This is a genomic window from Microbacterium sp. USTB-Y (assembly GCF_023703415.1).
GTDB lineage: Bacteria > Actinomycetota > Actinomycetes > Actinomycetales > Microbacteriaceae > Microbacterium.
In genome coordinates this window covers 433217-454081 of sequence record NZ_JAGMTU010000001.1, presented here as the reverse complement: position 1 = coordinate 454081, position 20865 = coordinate 433217, and the positions used below count along the sequence as shown (strand labels likewise).

The 20865-nt window shown below is 73.5% G+C and carries 14 protein-coding genes; 6 read left to right on the top strand and 8 right to left on the bottom strand.

What is annotated here, in order from left to right:
• The 3 genes from J8G10_RS02020 to J8G10_RS02010 all read left to right on the top strand — a co-directional run bounded on the left by J8G10_RS02020 (nt 1) and on the right by J8G10_RS02010 (nt 3318).
• A complete protein-coding gene (locus tag J8G10_RS02020) occupies nt 1–1158 on the top strand; it encodes an alcohol dehydrogenase catalytic domain-containing protein (RefSeq protein ID WP_251438812.1) in 1158 nt (385 codons plus the stop codon).
• Nucleotides 1159–1280: 122 nt separating this feature from the next.
• Nucleotides 1281–2213: a DMT family transporter gene (locus J8G10_RS02015; RefSeq protein WP_251438811.1), complete on the top strand. Its 933-nt coding sequence runs from the start codon at nt 1281–1283 to the stop codon at nt 2211–2213.
• A 61-nt stretch (nt 2214–2274) separates the two neighbouring features.
• Entirely contained in the window at nt 2275–3318 is a 1044-nt protein-coding gene (locus J8G10_RS02010; RefSeq protein ID WP_251438810.1) for a nitronate monooxygenase family protein, read from the top strand.
• A gap of 46 nt (nt 3319–3364) precedes the next feature.
• On the opposite strand, the gene purU is transcribed toward J8G10_RS02010, so the two are convergent.
• From purU to J8G10_RS01995, 3 genes are all read right to left on the bottom strand, one after another.
• Complete coding sequence (purU, locus tag J8G10_RS02005; protein ID WP_251438809.1) at nt 3365–4216, bottom strand: formyltetrahydrofolate deformylase; 852 nt, start codon at nt 4214–4216, stop codon at nt 3365–3367.
• Between the two features lie 126 nt (nt 4217–4342).
• Nucleotides 4343–6964 (bottom strand): discoidin domain-containing protein, encoded by a 2622-nt coding sequence (locus J8G10_RS02000; protein ID WP_251438804.1) that lies wholly within the window; start codon nt 6962–6964, stop codon nt 4343–4345.
• 338 nt (nt 6965–7302) lie between these two features.
• The gene (locus J8G10_RS01995; RefSeq protein ID WP_251438802.1) at nt 7303–8331 is read right to left on the bottom strand and encodes a LacI family DNA-binding transcriptional regulator; all 1029 of its coding nucleotides are present in this window, start codon (nt 8329–8331) and stop codon (nt 7303–7305) included.
• Between the two features lie 109 nt (nt 8332–8440).
• Between J8G10_RS01995 and J8G10_RS01990 the strand changes: the two genes are divergently transcribed.
• Nucleotides 8441–8923, top strand: a complete 483-nt coding sequence (locus J8G10_RS01990; RefSeq protein WP_251438801.1) for a glutaminase — start codon at nt 8441–8443, stop codon at nt 8921–8923.
• 208 nt (nt 8924–9131) lie between these two features.
• On the opposite strand, the gene J8G10_RS01985 is transcribed toward J8G10_RS01990, so the two are convergent.
• Entirely contained in the window at nt 9132–9872 is a 741-nt protein-coding gene (locus J8G10_RS01985) for a GMP synthase (protein WP_251438800.1), read from the bottom strand.
• A 118-nt stretch (nt 9873–9990) separates the two neighbouring features.
• Here J8G10_RS01985 and J8G10_RS01980 point away from each other — a divergent pair, with 118 nt between their 5' ends.
• Nucleotides 9991–12537: an ATP-dependent Clp protease ATP-binding subunit gene (locus J8G10_RS01980; protein ID WP_251438799.1), complete on the top strand. Its 2547-nt coding sequence runs from the start codon at nt 9991–9993 to the stop codon at nt 12535–12537.
• A gap of 227 nt (nt 12538–12764) precedes the next feature.
• Here J8G10_RS01980 and J8G10_RS01975 read toward each other — a convergent pair whose 3' ends face one another.
• Entirely contained in the window at nt 12765–13541 is a 777-nt protein-coding gene (locus tag J8G10_RS01975; RefSeq protein WP_251438798.1) for a LysR family substrate-binding domain-containing protein, read from the bottom strand.
• A gap of 154 nt (nt 13542–13695) precedes the next feature.
• Here J8G10_RS01975 and J8G10_RS01970 point away from each other — a divergent pair, with 154 nt between their 5' ends.
• On the top strand, nt 13696–14103 hold the full coding sequence (locus J8G10_RS01970) for a transferase (RefSeq protein ID WP_251438797.1): 408 nt from the start codon (nt 13696–13698) through the stop codon (nt 14101–14103).
• Nucleotides 14104–14390: 287 nt separating this feature from the next.
• On the opposite strand, the gene J8G10_RS01965 is transcribed toward J8G10_RS01970, so the two are convergent.
• From J8G10_RS01965 to J8G10_RS01955, 3 genes are read right to left on the bottom strand one after another with little or no spacing between them, the layout of a single operon-like run.
• Nucleotides 14391–15164, bottom strand: a complete 774-nt coding sequence (locus tag J8G10_RS01965) for a DNA-formamidopyrimidine glycosylase family protein (protein ID WP_251438796.1) — start codon at nt 15162–15164, stop codon at nt 14391–14393.
• Complete coding sequence (locus tag J8G10_RS01960; RefSeq protein ID WP_251438795.1) at nt 15157–15930, bottom strand: EI24 domain-containing protein; 774 nt, start codon at nt 15928–15930, stop codon at nt 15157–15159. Before J8G10_RS01960 ends, J8G10_RS01965 begins: the two co-directional genes overlap by 8 nt.
• A 29-nt stretch (nt 15931–15959) precedes the next feature.
• Nucleotides 15960–20753, bottom strand: coding sequence for an ATP-dependent helicase (locus J8G10_RS01955; protein ID WP_251438794.1), 4794 nt, complete (start codon nt 20751–20753; stop codon nt 15960–15962).
• Nucleotides 20754–20865 lie beyond the last annotated feature (112 nt).

Here is a 20865-nt window from a genome sequence, read left to right as displayed (position 1 = left end):
ATGCGCGCGGCGCTGGTCCGCCCCGCCGAAGAGGTGCACCGGCACGACGTGCCGCTGCGGCCCTCCGCCGTCGCCATGGCCTGGCTCGGCGTCGGGCTGCCGCACGAGGTGCTCGCCGTGCCGGGCGTCGCCCTGGCCCCGCACGACGTGCTCGTCGCGGTGGAGATGTCGACGATCTGCGGATCCGACATCCACACCGTGCAGGGACGCCGGCATGCGCCCACGCCCCTCGTCCTCGGGCACGAGAGCGTGGGCCGCATCATCGCGATCGGCGACGAGGGCGCGCGCGCCGTGGACGGTGGGGAGCTGCACGTCGGCGACCGTGTGGTGTGGTCGGTCACGGTCTCGTGCGGACACTGCGACCGCTGCCTCGTCGGCCTGACCCAGAAGTGCCGCACGCTCGCGAAGTACGGCCACGCGCGCATCGAGCCGCGCTGGGAGCTCACCGGCGGGTTCGCCGGACACGTGCACCTGCGGGCCGGTACCGCGATCGTGCGGGTGCCGGAGGCGCTGCCGGCCGCCGCCCTCGCCCCGGTCTCGTGCGCGACGGCGACCGCGTGGGCCGGGATCGCCCGGGGCGCGGCGCTGCGCGGGCTAGGACGGCCGGATCCGTTCCCCACGGCTGCGGAGGACGCGGCCGTGCTCGCGTGCGAACGCGTGCTCGTGCTCGGTGCCGGGCTGGTCGGGCTGACCGCCGCGGTGATCGGGGCGGACCTGGGCGGACAGGTGCGGATCGCGGATCCCGATCCCGCGCGCCGGGCGTTCGCCGAGCGCTTCGGCCTCACCGCGCTCGCCCCGGAGGACGTCGCCGAGGAGGGCGCCGACCTGGTGATCGAGGCCTCGGGGCATGCCGTGCGCGCCGCGCTCGACGCCGTCGACGTGGGCGGTGCGGTGGTGCTGCTGGGCAGCGTGTTCCCGGCGGATCCGGTGCCGCTCGACGCCGAGCGCATCGTGCGCGGTCTCGTCGCGGTCGCCGGGGTGCACAACTACACCGGGGCCGAGCTGCACGCCGCCGCCGCCTTCATGGCGGGGCCCGGGCGCGCGCACCCGTTCGCCGACGCCGTGAGCGCCGTGCATCCGCTCGCGGCGGTCGACGGCGCGCTGGCGGAGGCGGGGGCGCCCGGCGCTCCGCTGCGGGTCGGGCTCACCCCGCGCTGAGCGCGGTCCGCGGGGCGCCTCGCGCCATGCCCCGCGAGCCGGCTCGGGCCGCGTACCGGGAACGTCCGCGACGCGTCCGTGCCCGCGACGCATCCCCGTCCAGGCCGTGCCAGGCTTGAGGGGTGAACTCCCAGGAACCGCGGCAGCAGCCCGCTCTCGGTGTGCTGCTGGTCGTCGGATCCTGCCTGTCGCTGCCCTTCGGCGCGGCCGTCGCGACCACGATCTTCCCGCAGCTCGGCTCCTGGGGCGTCACCGGGCTGCGCGTGCTCATCGCCGCGATCGTGGTGCTCGTCATCGCGCGCCCGCGCCTGCGTCGATGGAACCGGGCGCAGTGGACCGCCGCCCTCCTGTTCGGCGTCTCGATCGCCGCGATGAACGGCACCTACTACGCCGCCATCGACCGTATTCCGCTCGGGCCCGCGGTCGCGATCGAGTTCCTCGGCCCACTCGTGCTGGCGGCGGTGCTGACCCGGCGCCTCGCCGACGCGGTCTGGGTGGGGATCGCTCTGCTCGGCATGGCGCTGCTCGGGCTCGACGGGCTCACGGGAGCGGCGGCGCTGGATCCCTGGGGCGTGCTGTTCGCGCTCATCGCGGCCGCGTTCTGGGTGATGTACATCCGGATGAGCACGCGCGTGGGCGCGCTCACCACGGGAACCGAGGGCCTCGCGGTCGCGCTCGCGGTCGGTGCCGTGCTGCTGCTGCCCTTCGGGGTGCCCGCGGCCGTGACCGCGGTCGCGGATCCCCGCGTGCTGGGACTGGCCGCGCTCACCGCGCTGCTCGCCTCGGTCATCCCCTACATCCTCGAGCTCGCGGCACTGCGCCGCCTGCCGCAGCGGATCTTCGGGATCCTGCTCAGCCTCGAGCCGGTCTTCGCGACGCTCGCCGGGCTGCTCGTCCTGGGGCAGCAGGCCTCGCCGCTGCGGCTCGCCGCGATCGCGCTGGTCGTGATCGCGAGCATCGGCGTCACCGCGGGAGCGCGGCGGCGGCGCGGCGCGGGCCCCGACGAGGAACCGCCCTCCCCGCTCACCGGATCCATCCCCGTGGTGCCGGACTGACCCCGGAGGCTCCTTCGTCACACGCGACGGGCGCGGGCGGGCCCGGCGTAGCCTCGGGAGCATGAGCGCGCTCACCGACCTCCTCGGCATCCGCATCCCCGTCGTCCTCGGCCCGTTCGGCGGACTCAGCTCGATCCCGCTCACCGCCGCGGTCAGCGCGGCCGGCGGGCTCGGCTCGTACGGGCTCTACGGGTACGACGGAGACCGGATCCGCTCCACGATCGCCGGGATCCGCGCGGCGACCTCGGCGCCGTTCGCGGTGAACATCTGGCTGCCCACCGGCGACGAGGTGGAACCGGGGGCGCAGCACGACGCCGACGCGGCCGCGCTCGCCCCCTTCTTCGCCGAGGTCGGGGTCGAGCCGCCCGCGCGTCCGGAGCGCTATCTGCCGCCGGTCGACGAGCAGGTGGAGGCGATTCTGGAGGCGGCTCCCGCCGTGCTCAGCGTCGTCTTCGGGGCGCCGTCGGCCGCGCTGGTCGCCGAGGCGCACCGCCGTGGAATCCGGGTGGTGGGCACGGCCACGACGGTCGCGGAGGCGGTCGCGCTCGCGGACGCCGGGGCGGACGCCGTCGTCGCGACGGGCGCCGAGGCCGCGGGGCATCGCGTGTCGTTCCTGCGTCCCGCGGAGGAGTCGCTCGTCGGGCTGTTCTCCCTGCTGCCCCAGGTCGTCGACGCCGTCGACGTGCCGGTGATCGCGGCCGGGGGGATCGCCGACCGGCGCGGGGTCGCCGCCGCGTTCGCCCTCGGCGCGCAGGGCGTGCAGGTCGGCACCGCCTTCCTCGCCGTCGCGGAGTCGGCCGCGAACGCGGCGCACCGGGCGGCGATCCGCTCGACGTCGGCGGAGGGGACCGTGCTCACCCGGGCGATGAGCGGGCGGCTCGCCCGCGGGGCGCGCAACCGCGCGGTCGCCGAGATCGAGGCGGCCGGATCCATCGCCCCGTTCCCGGCGCAGAACTGGATCACGGGACGCTTCCGCGCTCCGGCCGGGGAGCAGGGGAGGGGCGAGCTGCAGTCGCTCTGGATGGGCCAGTCGGCGCCGCTGGCCCGGTACGGCACGGCGGCGGAGGCGTTCGCCGAGCTCGCCGCGGGCGTGCCGAGCGCCTGACCTGCGCCGGGCGGCCGCGCGCAGAGGGCCCTGAGGCGACCGTGCCTCAGAGGATGACGGTCGAGCGGCCGTGCACGATCACCCGGTCGTCGGCGTGCCACTGCACCGCGCGCGCCAGCACCAGACGCTCCACGTCGGCGCCGCGGCTCTGCAGCTCGGCGGCGGACTCCGCGTGCGTGACGCGCGTGACGTCCTGCTCGATGATCGGGCCCTCGTCGAGGTCGGCCGTGGCGTAGTGCGCCGTGGCGCCGATGAGCTTCACGCCGCGCTCCTTGGCCCGGGCGTACGGGTTCGCGCCGATGAACGCCGGCAGGAAGGAGTGGTGGATGTTGATCACCGGAGCGCCGAGGGAACCGATGAACTCGTCGGTGAGGATCTGCATGTAGCGCGCGAGCACGACCAGATCCACGTTGCCCTGCAGCAGCTCGAGCTGGCGCCGCTCCATCTCCGCCTTGTCGCCCGAGGGGATGTGCACGAACGGCACGCCGAACGAGCGCACCGATTCCGCGAGATCCGGATGGTTCGAGACGACCATGGTGATGTCGATGTCGAGCTGTCCGCGCTGGGTGCGCCAGAGCAGCTCCATCAGGCAGTGGTCGTACTTGGAGACGAAGATCGCCACCCGCTTGCGCTTGGACGCGTCGTGCAGTGACCAGTCCATGCCGAAGCGCTCGGCCACGGCGCCCAGGTCGGCCTCGAGGGCCGGACGGGCGGCGGCGAGCCCGTCGCGGTGGATCACGGTGCGCTGGAAGAAGCGCCCGCCCTCGGCGTCGGTCGAGTGCTGATCGAGGGAGATGATGTTCACCTCGTGCGCGGCGAGGACGCCCGCGACGGCGGCGACGATGCCGGGCTGATCGGCGCACGCGATGAGCAGTCGTGCGGTGTCGGGCTGCGCCATGACGGGTCTCCTTGCAAGGGGGTGTGCGTCGATTCTGCCGTGCGGACGGACCCGAGGCGAATCGCCGGGCGGACGCGACGGCGGGGACCCGGGCACGAGGCCCGGATCCCCGCCGAGACTGATCCGTCAGGAGCGCGTGGTGCGGGCGCGTCGCCGGATCAGGGCGAGCGCGGCGCCGGCGAGGATCAGCAGTCCGGCCGCGATCGCCGGGACGACCGCGAGCGCGCCGCCCGTGCTGGCGAGGGATCCTGCTGCCGTTCCGGTGCCGTGCGACCCGCTGTCGGATCCGGTCGAGCCCGGGCCGGCCGACGGCGTCGGCGTGGGCGTCGGCGTGGGCGTGGTGCCGGGGTCGGGCGTCGAGTCGTCGAACACCGAAAGCGCGATGACCTGGTTCGAGGCCGCGCCGAACGGGGCCGACGACGCGGCCGCAGCCCGTGCCGTGGGGCTCGTCGCGTCCCAGGTGCGGCCCGGTGTCGTCGCCGCGGCTGTGTCGTCCAGGCCCAGCACGAGTCCGGAGTAGCGGTTCACGAGCCGGATCGATCCGGTGGCCTCACCGCTGGCGGGGTCGGTGTTCGGGACGACGAACCACTGCTGCCCGACACCGGCCGATGCCTGATCGGTGAGCGTGAGACCCGCGCCCCAGGCGCGCCCGGCGGTCGTGGACGCGTCGACGCCCAGCAGCGCGCCGCCCTGGGTCGCGACGGTGTACGCGCCGTCCCCCGTCGCCGCGAACGTCCACGCGCCGTGCCCGCGGTCCACGGTGTCCGCGGACGTCAGCGCCGTGCCGTCGCCGGAGACCGCGAGCTTGCGCCCGTCGGCGTTGGCGATCGTGTAGGCCTTCGTCGTGTCGACGGCGGCGGCCGGCGAGACCGAGGGCCCCGCGTCGATCGTGATGTTCGCGAGCTGCGCAGAGGCGTCGCCCATGCAGCCGAACGAGCAGTACGAGCGGAACGACTTGCCCACGATCGCCGAGCTCGTCTTGTTGGCCGGGTCGACGAACCAGCGGTACCAGGAGGCCGTCGTGTACGCGGATCCGCTGTCGCCCAGGCGGAACCACTTCTGCGTCGCGAGGTTCTTCGTGGCGTAGAACTCCTGCGGCGCGTTGCCCGACTGGTCGGGGTTCTGCGGCTGGCCGATGTACAGCCCGAGGTACGCGTCGTAGGTGACGTCCATCACGAACAGCGGCGACGTCGCGGGCATCTGCCCCTTCTTGATCTGCTGCTGCGCGGTGCCGGGGGTGTTCGGGTCGTACTCCTCGTCGGTGGGGGTGTAACCCGTCTCGCTGTCGTCGGCGACGGGGACCATGTTGCTCTCCTTGCCGGAGATGCCGGGCTGGGTCCAGGTGCCGTCGTACCACTTCTGCCAGGTGCCGGTCGCCATCTTCCCGGAGATCGGGGCGCGGGCGACGTGCTCGTAGAACGCGACCCAGCCGCCGGTCTTGTTCACGATGCGGGAGCCGTAGAACGCGTAGAAGTAGCCGGAGGCGTAGTCGACGTAGAGGCGGGGATCGCCGTCGCCGTAGGAGTAGGTCTGCTGCGGGAACGCCGTGGTGTCGCCGCGGGTGGTGCTGTACGGCGAGGTGATCGCGTGGCCGGGGATCGTCCAGGTCCTGCCCTGATCGGTCGAGACCGCGTAGTCGATGGCGTCGTAGTGCAGCCCGTCGCCGAAGGGCTGGGGGGTGAACTCGTTGTGCACGAGGCCGTACCAGTCGCCCGAGTCGGGGTCGACCCACATCTGCGTGATGTCGCAGTAGTTCGGCTGGGTGTAGCTGGATCCGGCGGGCGCCTTGGTCGAGTCCACGCCGGTGGGGCTCGCGTTGCAGAAGTCGGTGGTGTCGGGGTTGGTGCCGGCGGCGTTGAGCGCGTCGTCGGGCTTCGCGGTGTCGAAGTCCGTTCCGGTGTACCAGTTCCACTGCCGGATGTCGCCGTTGCTGCCGTCCGGCTCGTTGTAGTAGTTCGCGTGCGACTCGCCGAAGTGGAACGTGCCGTCCTTGTCGATGAACGGGCTCGCGGGGGTGTCGTCCGGATACTGCCAGGTGCTGTCGTCGACCGAGTCGGTGGTCACGGTCGCGGCGGCGGGCTTGGGCGTCGGTGTCGGCGTGGGAGTGGGGGTGGGCGTGGTGATCGGGTCGGTCGTGTAGACGACGATCTCCGAGGCCGAGGCGTTGTTCGACCCGTTCACCGCATCCAGGACCTTGAACTCGACGTAGCGCGCCGACACGGGCTGGGCGAACGCCACGTACTGGATCTGCGTGCCGCTGGTGGGCTGCGAGAAGGTCGCGGTGCCGGCGAGCGACCATCCGCTGTTCTTGCCGTCCTTCGCGACGTCGGCGTCGTTCGTGGTCAGCACCTGCACGTTCTTGACCGGGCCGTTGCCCTGCACCTTGACGGAGTAGCCGAGCCCGGTGAGCGCGTGCTGCGCGCCGATGTCGAACGTGAGGTAGTGCGGCATCGGGTCCGGCGTGCCGCCGTTGTAGTCCGAGGCCCACTGGGTCGAGTAGTCGCCGTCGAACGCCCCCTTCGCGGTGCCGTCGAGCGAGGGCGGGGCGGGGTAGGGCGCCGATTCGGAGTCGACGTCGAGGAGGGTGTACCCCGTGTCGGGGATCGCGGCGCCGGCGGGTGGGGCGGGGTCGGCGTGCGCCGGGGAGAGGGAGCCGAGGCCCAGCGCGGTCGCGGCGATCGCGAGGGCGACGCCGCCGGCGACGGCACCGCCTGATCGGCGCGGGAGGGACAGGATCTGTGGAGGCATCGGTCTTCCTTGCTGCATCGTCGAGGCGGGGAGAACAGGGGACACGGTACGCCCAAGTTATCGCTAACATCAAGTCCTTTCCGCTTATTTACCGGGCCTGTCTCATGCAATGGATATCGCAAACATGCGGATGAGGGATGTCAGGACGCCGGGTCCTCGCGGGGAGTGCTGGCGACGGGACCCCGGGCGCTCCAGCGCCCTGGCCGGACGCGACGCAGGCGGGGAGCTCCGCGAGGCGGGGCTCAGCGGCGCGGCGCGGCGGTCAGCGGCGCGGGGCGGCGGTCGACGGCGCGGGGCGACGGGCGGACGGTGCGGGGCTCAGTCGCGTGGGGCGACGGTCAACGGCGCGGGGCGGCGGTCGAGCGGCGCACCACGAGCTGCGGCGTGATCGACTCCGCCGGGGGCACCGCTCCCGGGTGGGCGATCGCGTGCAGCAGATGCTCGACGGCGATGCGCCCCACGTCGCCGAAGGGCTGGGCGACGGTCGTGAGCGCGGGGGAGCAGAACTCCGCGAGCGGGATGTCGTCCACCCCGACGATCGACACGTCGTCCGGGATCCGGCGGCCGAGCTCGGCGAACGCCCGCGCGAGGCCGAACGCCATCTCGTCGCTCGCCACGAACACCGCGGTGACCTCCGGGATGCGCGCCAGGATCTGCCCGGAACGGTGCCCAGAGGCGGGGGACCAGTCCCCGAGGATCTCGGGCGGGGCCTCCCGGCCGGCGTCTGCGAGGGCCTCCCGCCAGCCCTGGGTGCGGCTGGATGCATCGAGCCACTGCTGCGGCCCCGCGACGTGCCAGACGGTCTCGTGGCCGAGATCCAGCAGATGGCGGGTCGCGATCCGGCCGACTTCGCGCTGGTCGACCGCGACCACCTGGGTCGATGCGGTGCGCGACCCGTCGATGGTGATCGTCGGAACCGCGCGGGTGAGCTCGTCGATCGCCCGCGACGTCGCGATCAGGGGGAGCGCGAGCACGATCCCCTCCACGCCCTGGTCGGCGAGGCGCGACATGGCCAGCTCGATCTCGCCGGCATCGAGCGACGGCGTCGTGACCGAGTTCACGATGTACCCCGCCTCGGACGCGGTCGTCTCGATGCCGACCGTGACCGCGGTGCGCGAGTAGAAGCCGGTCCGCAGCGAGACGACGCCGATCGCCCTGCTCCGCCCGGAAGACAGCGCGCGGGCGGCGTTGTTGCGCCGATAGCCGAGCTGGTCCACGGCCGCGAGCACCTTGGCGCGGGTCTCGGGCTGCACGCTCGGATTGCCGCTCAGAGTGCGCGACACGGTCTGCGCCGACACCCCGGCCAGGCGCGCTACGTCGGCCATCCCGGGGGCGCGGCGGGGATCCGGCGTCGCTGGGGTCGTCATGAGATCCGATCGTGGGGCGGAGGCGCGGGCGTCGTCCCGGCACACGTGCATGATAGCGATCACTCGGACGGTCTCGGAGTGCCGCCATCGGCGGGCTTAGCCTGGTGGGGTGACCTCACCTGACTCCGGCTCCGGGCTCGGCGCGCTGCTCGGACGGGCGCGCGCTGCGCTCGCCGAGGTGCCGCGGGAATCTCTCGGACGCGAGAGGACGTCGCGCTGGCGGGCGCCGCGGATCGTCCGCGCCGGATCCGCCTGGCACATCGGCGTGCTGCTCCTCGGCGACGATGCGGTGTTCGCGACGGCGGAGGTGCTGCGCGCCGCCGCCCCGGTGCGCCGGGGGTATGCGGCGGAATCGGCCCGGGCCCGGGCGGAGCGCCGCGCGGAGGCCTCCCGCGGCGGATTCCGCGACGGCGAGACCGTGCACGTGGGCTGGACGGCGATCGATCTGGACGCGGTCGAAGCCGGGGGATCCTCCGGTCCGCTCGCCCTGCGGGACGGCGTGCCGTCGGTGCGCTGGTCGGCCGCCGGAGGCTACATGCCGCTGGAGGCATATCTGGACGAACGGATCGCCCTGCTGCGCGACGGCGCCTGACGCGGACCCCGCCGCGCTCTCGCGAGACGGCATCTCCGCGTCGAGACTGCGCGAATCAACTGCGGTCTCGCCACGGAGATTCGGTCTCGTCGCCCCGTTGCCGTCTCGTGGCCCGTCGGCGCGGCCGGTCGGACCCTCCGGTGGCACCGCCCATCGGGCCGGACCGTGGGGGTGGCCGGGGGATCGCTCGGGCGGCGCGGACAACGCGTCAGTGGCCTCGGCGGCGGTTCAGGGCTCGGGCGCCGAAGCGATGCAGGATCCGGGCGGGTTCGGTGACGACGGATTCGAGCACCGCCTCCTGGACGGTGTGGAACGCGTCGGGGTCGAAATAGCCCGTGGTGCGGTAGAAAACCATCCGGTCGGCGAAGTCCCGCGGCGAGGGCTCGGGGTGGAACTGCGTCGCGTACAGGTCGGCGCCCACGCGGTACGCCTGCACCGGGCAGGTGTCGTTGCCGGCGAGCAGCACGGCGCCGGGCGGCGGGGCGACGGAGCCCTCCTTGTGCGCGGTGAAGGCGTGGAACACGGGGCCGGCCGGCCCGAACAGCGGATCCGCCGCACCCTCGGACGTCGTGCGGATCTCCGCTGCGGCGGCCTCCTCCGGGGTGCCGTTGCCGACGGTCCCGCCGAGCAGCCGCGTCACCACGCCGATCCCGAAGCAGGTGAAGAACGCGGTCGTCCTCCCCTCGATCGCGCGCTCGGCGATCCGCTCGAGATCCGCCTCCACGCGCCGCTGCGTCGCCGACTTGCGGGCATCGGTGACGTTGAACGGGGATCCGCCGATCACGAAACCCGCGTAGCGGTCGAAGACGTCGTCGGGCAGCGCCGTCGTGGTGAGGTCGACGCGATCCAGTGTCTCGGCGTCGACGCCGAGGGCGACGCGGAAGGAGGCGCGCTCCGCCGTGGCCGCATCCAGCTCAGGGCGCACGCCGACGTACAGAAGCGAGGCCATCCCTGGATTCTAAGGGAGGGGGACGGGGCGTCGAAGTCCGGATGCAATGGTCGGGAATAGGATCCGCCACCGTGCGTTGAAGTTGACAGCACAACGCTCAAGTTTGAGAGGAAGCGAAATGCCCAACGACTTCACCGACGCGGGTTCGGGTTCGTTCGACGACTTCCTCGCCCGCTACCTGGCGGGCGAGCAGGCTCGTGAGACGCGCTCGATCGACCTCAGCCGGTTCCTCACCGTCCGCACCCAGCGCATCCTGCAGCGCGCCGGCCGATTCGCCCTCGGGCGCGGTCAGACCGAGCTCGACGCGCTGCACGTGCTGCGCACCGTCGTCGAGGACGACGCCGTGGCCGAGGCGATCCGCAACATCGGCGTGACCGCGCAGACGATCGTCGACGCCGTCGAGGCGCGACTGCCCGCGCCGGCCGGCGCCTCCGACGTGGACGCGGCGACCATCACCCCCAGTGCCAGCCGGGCGCTCTTCCACGCCTACCAGGTGGCGCGCTCGTCCGGCGCGACCTACATCGAGCCGGAGCACGTCTTCTTCGCCCTCGTGCTCGGACAGGACGCCCCCGCCGGGCAGATCCTGGCGCGCGCCGGGGTCACGGCGGAGGCGCTCACCCAGGGGATGCGCGAGACCGTCACCGCGGGAGCGGCCCCGGAGGCCGACGCCGCGGCGGACGCCTCCGAGACGCCGATGCTCGACCGCTTCGGCCTGGACCTCACGGCACGAGCCCGTGCCGGCGAGCTGGATCCCGTGATCGGGCGCGCCGCCGAGATCGAGCAGACCATCGAGATCCTCAGCCGCCGCACCAAGAACAACCCGGTGCTGATCGGCGAGGCGGGCGTCGGCAAGACCGCGATCGTCGAGGGGCTGGCGCGCGCGATCGTCGACGACGCCGTGCCGGCGCAGCTCAAGGACCGCCGCGTCGTGTCGCTCGACCTGCCCGCGATGCTCGCCGGCACCCGCTACCGGGGCGACTTCGAAGAGCGTCTCACCCAGACCATGGACGAGATCGCCGCGCACAAGGGCGAGATCATCGTCTTCATCGACGAGGTGCACACGGTCGTGGGCGCGGGCGGATCGGGGGAGGGCGGCGGCATGGACGCCGGCAACATCCTCAAGCCGCGCCTCGCCCGGGGCGACCTGCACCTGGTCGGCGCGACGACCCTCGCCGAGTACCGGCGCATCGAGAAGGATCCGGCTCTCGAGCGCCGCTTCCAGCCGGTGAAAGTCGCCGAGCCTTCGATCGAGGACGCCGTGCGGATCCTGGAGGGCCTCAAGCCCGCCTACGAGCAGCACCACGCCGTGACCTACACCGACGACGCGATCCGCGCCGCGGTCGAGCTCGGAGCCCGCTACCTGCCCGACCGCGTGCTGCCGGACAAGGCCATCGACCTGATCGACCAGGCCGGAGCGCGACTGCGACTGCGGCTCGGCCTCGTCACCGACGTCGCCGCGCTGTTCGCCGAGCTCGCCGACCTGGAGGCGCGCAAGAACGCGGCCGTCGGTGCCGAGCATTACGAGGAGGCCTCGCGCATCCGCGACGAGATCGCCGCGGTGCAGGCGCGGATCGACGACGCCGGTGCACCGGTGGCCGACGCTGCGGACGCGGTCGTCGACGAGGCGGAGATCGCCGCGGTGATCGCCCGCGCGACGGGGATCCCGGTGAGCCGGGTCTCGGAGAGCGAGCGCGAGCGGCTGGGCGACCTCGAGGCCGACCTGCACGCCCGCGTGATCGGGCAGGACGACGCGGTCACCGCCGTGGCGCGGGCCGTGCGCCGCAGCCGCACCGGCATGGGCGATGCCCGCCGGCCGGTCGGATCCTTCCTGTTCCTGGGCCCCACCGGTGTCGGCAAGACCGAGCTGGCCAAGGCGCTCGCCGATCGCCTCTTCGACGACGAGACCGCCGTGATCCGCTTCGACATGAGCGAGTTCGGCGAGCGGCACACCGTGTCGCGGCTCGTCGGTGCCCCTCCGGGATACGTCGGCTACGACGAGGCGGGACAGCTCACCGAGCGCGTGCGGCGCAACCCGTACTCGATCGTGCTGTTCGACGAGATCGAGAAGGCGCACCCCGACGTGTTCAACCTGCTGCTGCAGGTGCTCGACGACGGCCGTCTCACCGACGGCCAGGGACGCACGGTCGACTTCCGCAACACGGTGATCGTGATGACGTCGAACATCGGCTCGGAGTTCCTGGCTTCGCGCTCCGGCGCGCTCGGGTTCGTCGCATCGCAGGACGCGTCCGCCAACGGGTTCGCCTCGCAGGACGACCTGCGTGCGCGGGTCATGGGCAAGCTGCGCGAAGCCATGCGGCCGGAGTTCCTGAACCGCATCGACGAGATCGTGCTGTTCTCCAAGCTCGGACGCGAAGAGCTGGGGCGCATCGTCCGGCTGCTGCTGGAGGCGACCGCCCGCCGCCTCGGCGGCCGCGAGGTGGCGCTCGACGTCACCGACGCCGCGGTGGCCTGGCTCGGCGAGCACGGCTACGAGCCGGAGTACGGGGCGCGACCGCTGCGTCGCCTGATCCAGCGCGAGGTCGACGACCGCATCGCGGACCTGTTCGTCTCGGGCGAGCTGAGCGACGGCGGACGCGTGCAGGTGGACGCGGCCGGCGGCGATCTCCGGGTGACGTCCGAGACCGGGCTCGCGCGGGCGGCCTGATCCGCGTGACGAGGGCGCATAACGGCCGGGCTCCCGCGGATCCCGGCCGTTGTGCAGGGAGCACCCGCATTATGCAGGGAGGACACGACGGCGGGCGGGTAGCCTGCCCGGAAGACCGCGGAACGACGGGTCGCCGATGGCGAACCACGGCTGCCGGCCCTGCACAATGCGCGGGCTCCCTGCACAACGGCGCGGCGGACGGGCGGAGGCCGACGTCCGAGCGGGCGTCAGCGGGAGGAGTTCGCCGTCCGCCCGCGCACGACCCCGACGAACGCCTCGATGTCGGGAGTCGTCGCCCCCTTCGGCCAGGCGAGCAGCACCGGCGAGACGGGCGCGCCGCGCAGGATCCGGAAGTCCACGTCCTTGCGGTGGTGCAGCCGGGCCAGCGACATCGGGGCGACGAGGATCCCGACGCCGGCGGCGATGGTCTCGACCGCGTCCTGGATCGTCTCGAGCGGGGGGATCCGGGACGGGGACGTCGGGAGATCCAGATCCCCCAGCACGTCCTCGTGCGTGGTGAGCAGCGTCTCGCCCTCCAGGTCGGCGGGCGCGAGCTCGTCGGCGGCGAGCAGGTGCGATTCCGAGGAGGCGATCACGACCGGCAACTCCTCGTACAGCGGGATCGCGTGCATGTCCTCGTCGTCGAAGGGGGCGCGCACGAGGGCGAGGTCGACGATCCCGTCGGTGAGGGCCGCCCGCTGCGTCGGGAACGCGATCGGCACGAGCTCGAGCGCGACGTGCGGCATCCGGTCGTTCCAGGTGTCGATCCACCGTCCGGGCGTCGCCCCGGGCACGGCGCCGAGGCGCAGCGTGCGCGGTTCCTCGGGGGTCGGGGCGGGCGCGTCGAAGACGACCTTCTCGGCCTTCTTCGCCGGCCGCTGCGGGGCGCCCTTCGCGGTGCCGTTGCCGGCCTTCGCGGCGTTCCGGCCGCCGGCGGTACTGCGGGCGCCGCCCTTGGCGGAGCGCACCGCGGGTTTGCGTCCGGAAGCGCCTCGCCTGCTCATGCGTTCAGCGTACCGGCGACCGCGTCGCGCCGCCGCTGCGGGGCACGTCGGGGAATCGCGGCGCGACACGCGCGAAATGCGTGCACGGGAATAGATCCGGCACGCACGAGGTTGCAGATGTATCCGGGGAAAGTCCCGGGCACGGGAGGTTTTCGTGGGTAAGAACTACGTCGACATCGAGGACGGCCGTGGAGGCACGCTGCGCTACCGCAAGCACGCCAACGGCCGTGGTCTGATCGCGCACGGTGCCAAGGTGCACCCGCAGGCGATCGTGGAGGCCGGCGCCTATGTCGAACCGGGTGCGAAGGTCGGGGCCGGTGCGCACGTCGCACGCGGCGCCTGGATCGAGCCCGAGGCGATCGTGGGCGTCAACGCCCGGATCGAGGCCCACGCCCACATCGGGCAGGGGGCCGTGATTGGAGACGGCGCCACGATCGGCGTGCGCACCGAGGTCGGCACCGGCGCGCACATCGCGCGCGGTGCGAAGATCGGCGACGACGAGACGGTCGCCGCCGGCATGAATCTGAACACCGACCGCAAGGGCCTCTGGCTCGCGGCCTGATCATCACGGTCGGCCGCCGGGTCGGCCGCTGCGGACCTGTACGCGAAGACGCGCATCCCCGAGGGGTGCGCGTCTTCGCGTAGCGGCCTGTGACGATCAGCACACGCTGCGACGATCAGCACACGCTGCGACGATCAGCACACGCAGTGACGATCAGCACACGGATCCAGCCGGATCCTGTGCCGATCGTGACACTGCGTGCCGATCGTGACACTGCGTGCCGATCGTGACGGCACCGGCCCGAGCAGCAGCACCAGCGCCAGCGCCAGCACCAGGCCGGTGCGCGGTCAGCGCTGGCAGTTCGGGCACCAGAACGTGCGGCGCTCCTCCGTCGGATCGGCGCCCAGCTCGCCCGTGCGGATCGGCGTGCCGCAGCGCCGGCAGGGGCGGCGGGCGCGTCCGTACACCCATGTGGTGCGCCCGGGCAGCGCGACGCCCGTGAAGGTGCGGTCGGGGCGGTCGCGGTTGGCGCGGATCGTGCGCGCTCCCAGATCGAGCAGCGCTGCGGCGTCCACCTCCGTCGCGGGTCGCGTGGGCAGGACGCCCCGCAGGAACAGCAGCTCGGCGGCGTACTCGTTGCCGAACCCCGCGACGTTGCGCTGATCCAGCAGGGCGACGTGGACCGGCCTCGGATCCGCCCCCAGACGGCGCGCGGCCTCGGCCGGATCCCAGTCGTCGGCCAGCGGGTCGGGTCCCAGGTGCCCGACGAGCTCCTCCTCGCGGGCGGTGGGGACGAGCGCGAGCATCGACACCTCGAACCCCACGGCCTCGGCATCCGCCGTGCCGACGATCGCCCGCGCCGTGTGCGCCGGCGCCCGCCAGCGCTCGCCGGGCCGGTACAGGTGCCAGGCGCCGTCCATGCGCAGGTGCGAGCGGAGCGTCCGGTCGCCGATGCGCATGAGGATGTGCTTGCCGCGGGGCACCACGGCGTGCACCACCGATCCGGTGAGATCGGCGTCGGCGAGCTGCGGCACCCGCAGGTCGAACCGCGTGATCGTGCCGCCCCGCAGCGCGTGGTCGAGGCGCGCAGCCGCGCGGTAGACGGTGTCGCCCTCAGGCACCCTGCGCCGCCTCGATCGCGTCGGGATCCGCGGCCGCGGCGCGGTCGGTGAGCGCTCGGGCGAGCATGGTGGATCCGGCGACGGCCGCGGGCATCGTGACGACGGCGCCCAGCGGGACCATGAAGCAGAGCTGCGTGGCGACGCCGAAGCCGAGTACCCGCGCCCTGCCCGTCGCGAGGAGGCGTGCGCGATCGCCACGACTCAGGCCGCGGGCGTCGAAGGCGCGCGCGGTGAGCTCCCGGGCGAGCAGGCGCCCGGACAGCAGCACGCCGACGACCGTGGCGAGCACCCCGCCCACGACCGGGACGAACCCGAGGGCCAGGGTCAGCAGGGCGATCAGGACGCCGAGCACGACGAGGCGCAGCCCTTCGCCGACGGTCGACCAGAAACCCGTCTCGCCGGTCGGCTCGGCACCGCCGAGGCTGCGCTCCACCTCGCGCCAGATGCGCTGGTAGAACGGGTCGCCGATCGTCAGCGTGAGGGCGGTGAAGAGGAGCCCGGACAGCACGGCGCCGGCGACGAACAGCACGACGCCGAGGGCGATGCGCAGCGCATCCCGCCAGCCGGCGATCCAGCCTTCGGCGAACGGCGTCAGCCAGGCGGTGATCGGGCCGAGCGAGAAGCCGAGGGGGATCAGCAGGGCCGCGAGCAGGAGGGCGCTGATCGCCGCAGGGATGAGTCCGAGGGCGAGCAGTCGCGGCCGGGTGCGCCAGAGGGCGAATCCGCGCAGCAGGGTTCCGACGCCGGCGGCGAACTCGTGGATCATGCCCCCAGGGTAGGCGCGACCGGGCTCGGTCACAGCGCCTTGCGCAGGGTGACACCGCGCGGGGTGGCGACGAAGCCGGCCTCCTGCAGCAGCCGGCTGAGCCGTGCGCCGGTCCCCGGTCCGTCGGCCCCGCGCTCGTACAGCCCGACGCCGTTCGCCTTCTCGACCGTGAGGGTCTCCAGCCGTCTGGCACGGGCGGTCGCCGCGAGGTCGGCCGCCGCCGCGCGCAGGTCGTCCTCGTCGTCGGTGAAGACGAGGACCGTCTTCCCGCCGCGCTCGAGGTAGAGCACCAGGGCTCCGTCGACGAGGACCACGAGAGCCCCGGCCTTGCGTCCGGGACGGTGCGAGACGTCGTCCAGCCGCGGCCAGCCCAGGGCGGCGCCGTAGGGGCTCGCCGGATCCGTGGCCGCGAGCGTCCGCGCGGTGCGCGGCGGGGGATCGGCGAGGCCCGCGAAGGTGCGCAGCCGGTCGATCGTGGCGGAGGCGGCGAACTGCGCCGCGCCGAGCTTCTCGATCACGTAGCCGCGGCGGCAGTGCCCCGCCTCCTCGAACCCTGCGAGCACCCGGTACGCCTGCGCGAACCCTCCGGGCATCCCCTCCGCCTGCACCGACCCGCGGGTGACCACGCCGTAGCGGTCCAGCAGGAGTCCCGCCGAGACCGTGGCGCGCCGAGCCGGATCCGTCTCCGCCTCCGGCAGCAGCGACCAGCGTCCGCCCACCGACAGCGGACGCGGGGCGGCGGAAGGGCGGGCCAGCGACATCCCGCGGAACGTGCGCGTGCGCGGGGCGCGGCGGGCGACCTTGTGCGCCTGGCTCCCGCCGCTCACCAGCGTGCGGATCGGCGCGAAGGTGTCGTTCGTGACGTGGCCCGCCCACGCGAGGTTCCACAGCGCCTCCACGACGGAGGCCTCGTTCTCGGCCCCCGTGGACTCCCGCAGCTGTGCGGCGAAGTAGGCCCCGCCGGAGGAGAGCGAGGCCAGCAGCTGCGCCTCGAGGGATCCGGGCTCCGGCGTCTCCTCGGGGAACGGCACGGTGAAGGGGGCGAGGTCGGCGGGGTGCAGCGACACCCAGCCGTCGCGGCCGGGCAGGGCGCCGTGGCCCGCCCAGACGACCTCGCCGGCGCTGGTCAGCTCGTCGAGCATCGCCGGCGCGTAGTCGCGCACGCGCTGCGGCAGGATCAGCGACTCCCAGGCGCTCGCCGGGATCGACATGCCCGCGAGCTGCTCGATCACCGTCGCCACCCCGTCGATGCCCTCGAGCGGACGGGCCACGTGCTGCCACTCGGGCAGGAACCGCGCGAACGCGGTCGGCGGCACGGGCTCGACGCTGCCGCGGATCGCGGCGAGGGAGCGCATCCGCAGCCGGCGCAGCACCTCGGTGTCGCACCATTCGGTCTCGTCGGGGCCGGCGGACTCCTGCGGGCCGGAGGATCCGGGCGGCTCGGAGTCCCGGCCTGCGGCGGAAGGGTCGGGCAGGAAGTACCCGCTCGTGACGCGCCCGTCGGCCTCGAGCCGCTGCAGCGTCTGGCGCACGATCGCGGTGCCGAGGCCGAACCGCCGGGCGACGGCCGAGCCGAGGAACGGGCCGTGCGTGCGCGCGTGCCGGGCGACGAGGTCGCCCAGCGGATCGGCGACCGGCTCCAGGAACGCCACGGGGATCCCGACGGGCAGCGGCACGCCCAGCGCGTCGCGCAGACGCCCCGCATCCTCGATGGCGGCGACGCGCCGGATCCCGCCGACGGTCACCTCGATGGCGCGGCGGGCCTCGATCAGCGTCGCGAGGTGCGCCGCAGCCGCGGCATTCGTCGAAGCGCCCGGCGCGTCCGGGTCGGGTTCGAGCCGGTCTGCGACCTCCTCCGCGTCCAGCGGGCCGAGGAGGCGCAGCAGATCGGCCACGCCCTCGACCCCGCGTGCGCGACGGGACGGATCCAGGCGCTGCGCCTCGCGCTCGAACTGCGCGATCACGTCCGGATCCAGCAGCTCGCGCAGTTCGACGGTGCCGAGCAGCTCGCCCAGCAGCGCCGGATCCACCGACAGCGCCGCAGCCCGGCGCTCCGCCAGCGGAGAGTCGCCCTCGTACATGAACGCGCCGACGTAGCCGAAGAGCAGATCGCGGGCGAACGGCGACGGCTGCGCGGTCTGCACCTCGACGAGCCGGATGCGCCGCTCGGCGATGCCGGACGCGAGGCGCCGCAGCGAGGGGAGGTCGTAGACGTCCTGCAGCACCTCGCGCAGGGTCTCCAGGATGATCGGGAACGTCGGGTGCCTGCGGGCCACCTCGAGCAGCTGCGCGGCGCGCTGCCGCTGCTGCCAGAGCGGGCTGCGCCGGTTCGGGTTCATCCGGGGCATGAGCAGCGCCCGCGCGGCCGACTCGCGGAACCGGGAGGCGAAGAGGGCGGATCCGCCCACCTCGTCGGTCACGATCCGCTCGAGCTCGTCGGGCTCGAAGACGAACAATTCGGCTCCGGGCGGCTCGGCGTCGGCGTCGGGCACGCGCACGATGATGCCGTCGTCGCTCGCCACCGCAGAGCCCTCGACGCCCCGGCGCTCGCGGATCCGCGCGTTCACCGCGAGGGCCCACGGCGCGTGCACGGTCTGCCCGTAGGGGGAGTGCAGGATCACGCGCCAGTCGCCGATCTCATCGCGGCTGCGCTCGACGGTGAGCGCCCGGTCGGTGGGCAGCGTGCCCGTCGCCTCCTTCTGCTCATTGAGGTGCGCGAGCAGGTTGTCCTGCGCGTGCACGTCGAGCCCCGCGGCGGCGAGCCGCTCCCTGGCCTTCGCCTCCGGGGCGCCGTGCACCTCGCGGTTGAAGACGCCGAGGGCCTCGCCGAGCTCGAACGGGCGGCCGAGGCCGTCGCCGTGCCAGAACGGCACCTTGCCGGGCTGACCGTAGGCGGGGATGACGTTGACCCGGTCGTGCGTGATCTCGGCGATCCGCCAGCTCGTGGTGCCGAGCGTGAAGACGTCGCCCACGCGGGACTCGTAGACCATCTCCTCGTCGAGCTCGCCCACGCGCGCCCCCGTGGTCTCGCCGGCGACGAACACGCCGAAGAGTCCGCGGTCGGGGATCGTGCCGCCGCTCGTGACCGCGATCCGCTGCGCGCCGGGACGCCCGGTCAGGGTGCCCGCATCGCGGTCCCACACCAGGCGCGGACGCAGCTCGGCGAACTCGTCGGAGGGGAAGCGGCCGGCCAGCAGGTCGAGGGTCGCCTCGTACGCTGAACGGGGGAGCGCGGCGAACGGCGCGCTCCGGCGCACCGTGTCGAACCACTGCTCGACGTCCAGCGGTTCCAGCGCGCACGCGGCGACGGTCTGCTGGGCGAGGATGTCGAGGGGGTTCCGCGGCACGCTGATCGCCTCGATCTGCCCGGCGAGCATGCGCTCGGTGACGATCGCGGTGTGCAGCACGTCGCCCCGGTGCTTGGGGAACAGCGACGCCCGGCTGATCTCGCCGACCTGGTGCCCGGCGCGGCCCACACGCTGCAGGCCGGATGCGGCGGATGGGGGCGCCTCCACCTGGATCACGAGGTCGACGGCACCCATGTCGATCCCGAGCTCGAGGCTGCTCGTCGCCACGACGCAGCGCAGCACGCCCGCCTTGAGCTCCTCCTCGACGAGCGCACGCTGCTCCTTCGAGACGGATCCGTGGTGCGCCTTGGCGAGCACCGGGTCGGCTCCCGCCGTCGAGCCCGCCTGCGCCATCATCGCGGCGGGGACCATGGCCGCCGGCAGGTCGAGCCCGATCCGCTCGCTGTAGATCTCGTTCAGGCGTCCCGTGAGCCGTTCGGCGAGGCGCCTCGAGTTGGCGAACACGATCGTCGACCGGTTCTGCAGGATCCTGTCGACGATCGCCTCTTCGACGTGCGGCCAGACGGATCCCGTCATCTCCGTGTTCTCGCCGAACGCGTCGGCGCCGCCGGCCGACTGGTCGATCCGCTCCGCGCCGGACGGTCGCGGGGTCTCGTCGGCGCCCGGGGGCGGGGGCGGGTTGAGCATGTCCTCGATCGGCACGACGACCTGCAGGTCGAAGGTCTTGGACGCCGGGGGCGCCACGATCTCGACGGGCTGCGCTCCGCCGAGGAACCGGGCGACCTCGTCGATCGGGCGCACCGTCGCCGACAGGCCGATCCGCTGCACCGGGCGGTAGGGCACGCCGGCCTCGGCGTCGGCCGTCCGCCGCAGCTGGTCGAGCCGCTCCAGGCTCACCGCGAGGTGGGCGCCGCGCTTGGTCGCCGCGACCGCGTGCACCTCGTCGATGATGACCGTGTGCACGTCGCGCAGGGTGTCGCCGGCGCGGCTCGTGAGCATGAGGTAGAGAGATTCGGGCGTGGTGATGAGGATGTCCGGCGGATCCACGACGAGCCGACGCCGGTCCGACGAGGTCGTGTCGCCCGAGCGCACGCCCACCGTCACCGCGGGCGCGGGGACCCCGAGCCGACGCGCGGACTGCCCGATGCCGATGAGGGGCGAGCGCAGGTTGCGCTCCACGTCGACACCCAGGGCCTTGAGCGGCGAGATGTAGAGGATCCGGGTGCGGCCGGGCCTGTCGGCGTCGGCCTTCCGGCGCCCCTTGCCGGTCCTCGCCGCGGCGGGGGCGACGGACTCGGCCGCCGCGGCTTCGGCCGTGCGCTCGCGGAACACCCGGTCGATCGCCCAGAGGAACGCCGACAGCGTCTTACCGGATCCGGTCGGGGCGACCACGAGCGCGTTACGGCCGCTCGAGATCGCCTCCCATGCCCCGGCCTGCGCGGCGGTGGGCGCGGTGAACGCCCCGCGGAACCAGTCCTGGGTCGCGGGGGTGAAGCGGTCGAGCACATCGCTCATCCGTCCATCTTCGCCGGTGCCGCCGACATCGGGCGCGGAGAGGGGTGTCCGGGCAGCGAACTCCGCTCCGTCGCAGCGCCGTCCACGGCCGGCATCGCTCCGCGATCGGACT

Excerpts from the sequence above, each read along its gene's own strand:
- J8G10_RS02020 (WP_251438812.1), top strand. The coding sequence starts at position 1 with ATGCGCGCGGCGCTGGTCCGCCCCGCCGAAGAGGTGCACCGGCACGAC.
- J8G10_RS02010 (WP_251438810.1), top strand. The coding sequence starts at position 2,275 with ATGAGCGCGCTCACCGACCTCCTCGGCATCCGCATCCCCGTCGTCCTC.
- purU (WP_251438809.1), bottom strand. The coding sequence starts at position 4,216 with ATGGCGCAGCCCGACACCGCACGACTGCTCATCGCGTGCGCCGATCAG.
- J8G10_RS02000 (WP_251438804.1), bottom strand. The coding sequence starts at position 6,964 with ATGCCTCCACAGATCCTGTCCCTCCCGCGCCGATCAGGCGGTGCCGTC.
- J8G10_RS01995 (WP_251438802.1), bottom strand. The coding sequence starts at position 8,331 with ATGACGACCCCAGCGACGCCGGATCCCCGCCGCGCCCCCGGGATGGCC.
- J8G10_RS01985 (WP_251438800.1), bottom strand. The coding sequence starts at position 9,872 with ATGGCCTCGCTTCTGTACGTCGGCGTGCGCCCTGAGCTGGATGCGGCC.
- J8G10_RS01980 (WP_251438799.1), top strand. The coding sequence starts at position 9,991 with ATGCCCAACGACTTCACCGACGCGGGTTCGGGTTCGTTCGACGACTTC.
- J8G10_RS01975 (WP_251438798.1), bottom strand. The coding sequence starts at position 13,541 with ATGAGCAGGCGAGGCGCTTCCGGACGCAAACCCGCGGTGCGCTCCGCC.
- J8G10_RS01960 (WP_251438795.1), bottom strand. The coding sequence starts at position 15,930 with ATGATCCACGAGTTCGCCGCCGGCGTCGGAACCCTGCTGCGCGGATTC.
- J8G10_RS01955 (WP_251438794.1), bottom strand. The coding sequence starts at position 20,753 with ATGAGCGATGTGCTCGACCGCTTCACCCCCGCGACCCAGGACTGGTTC.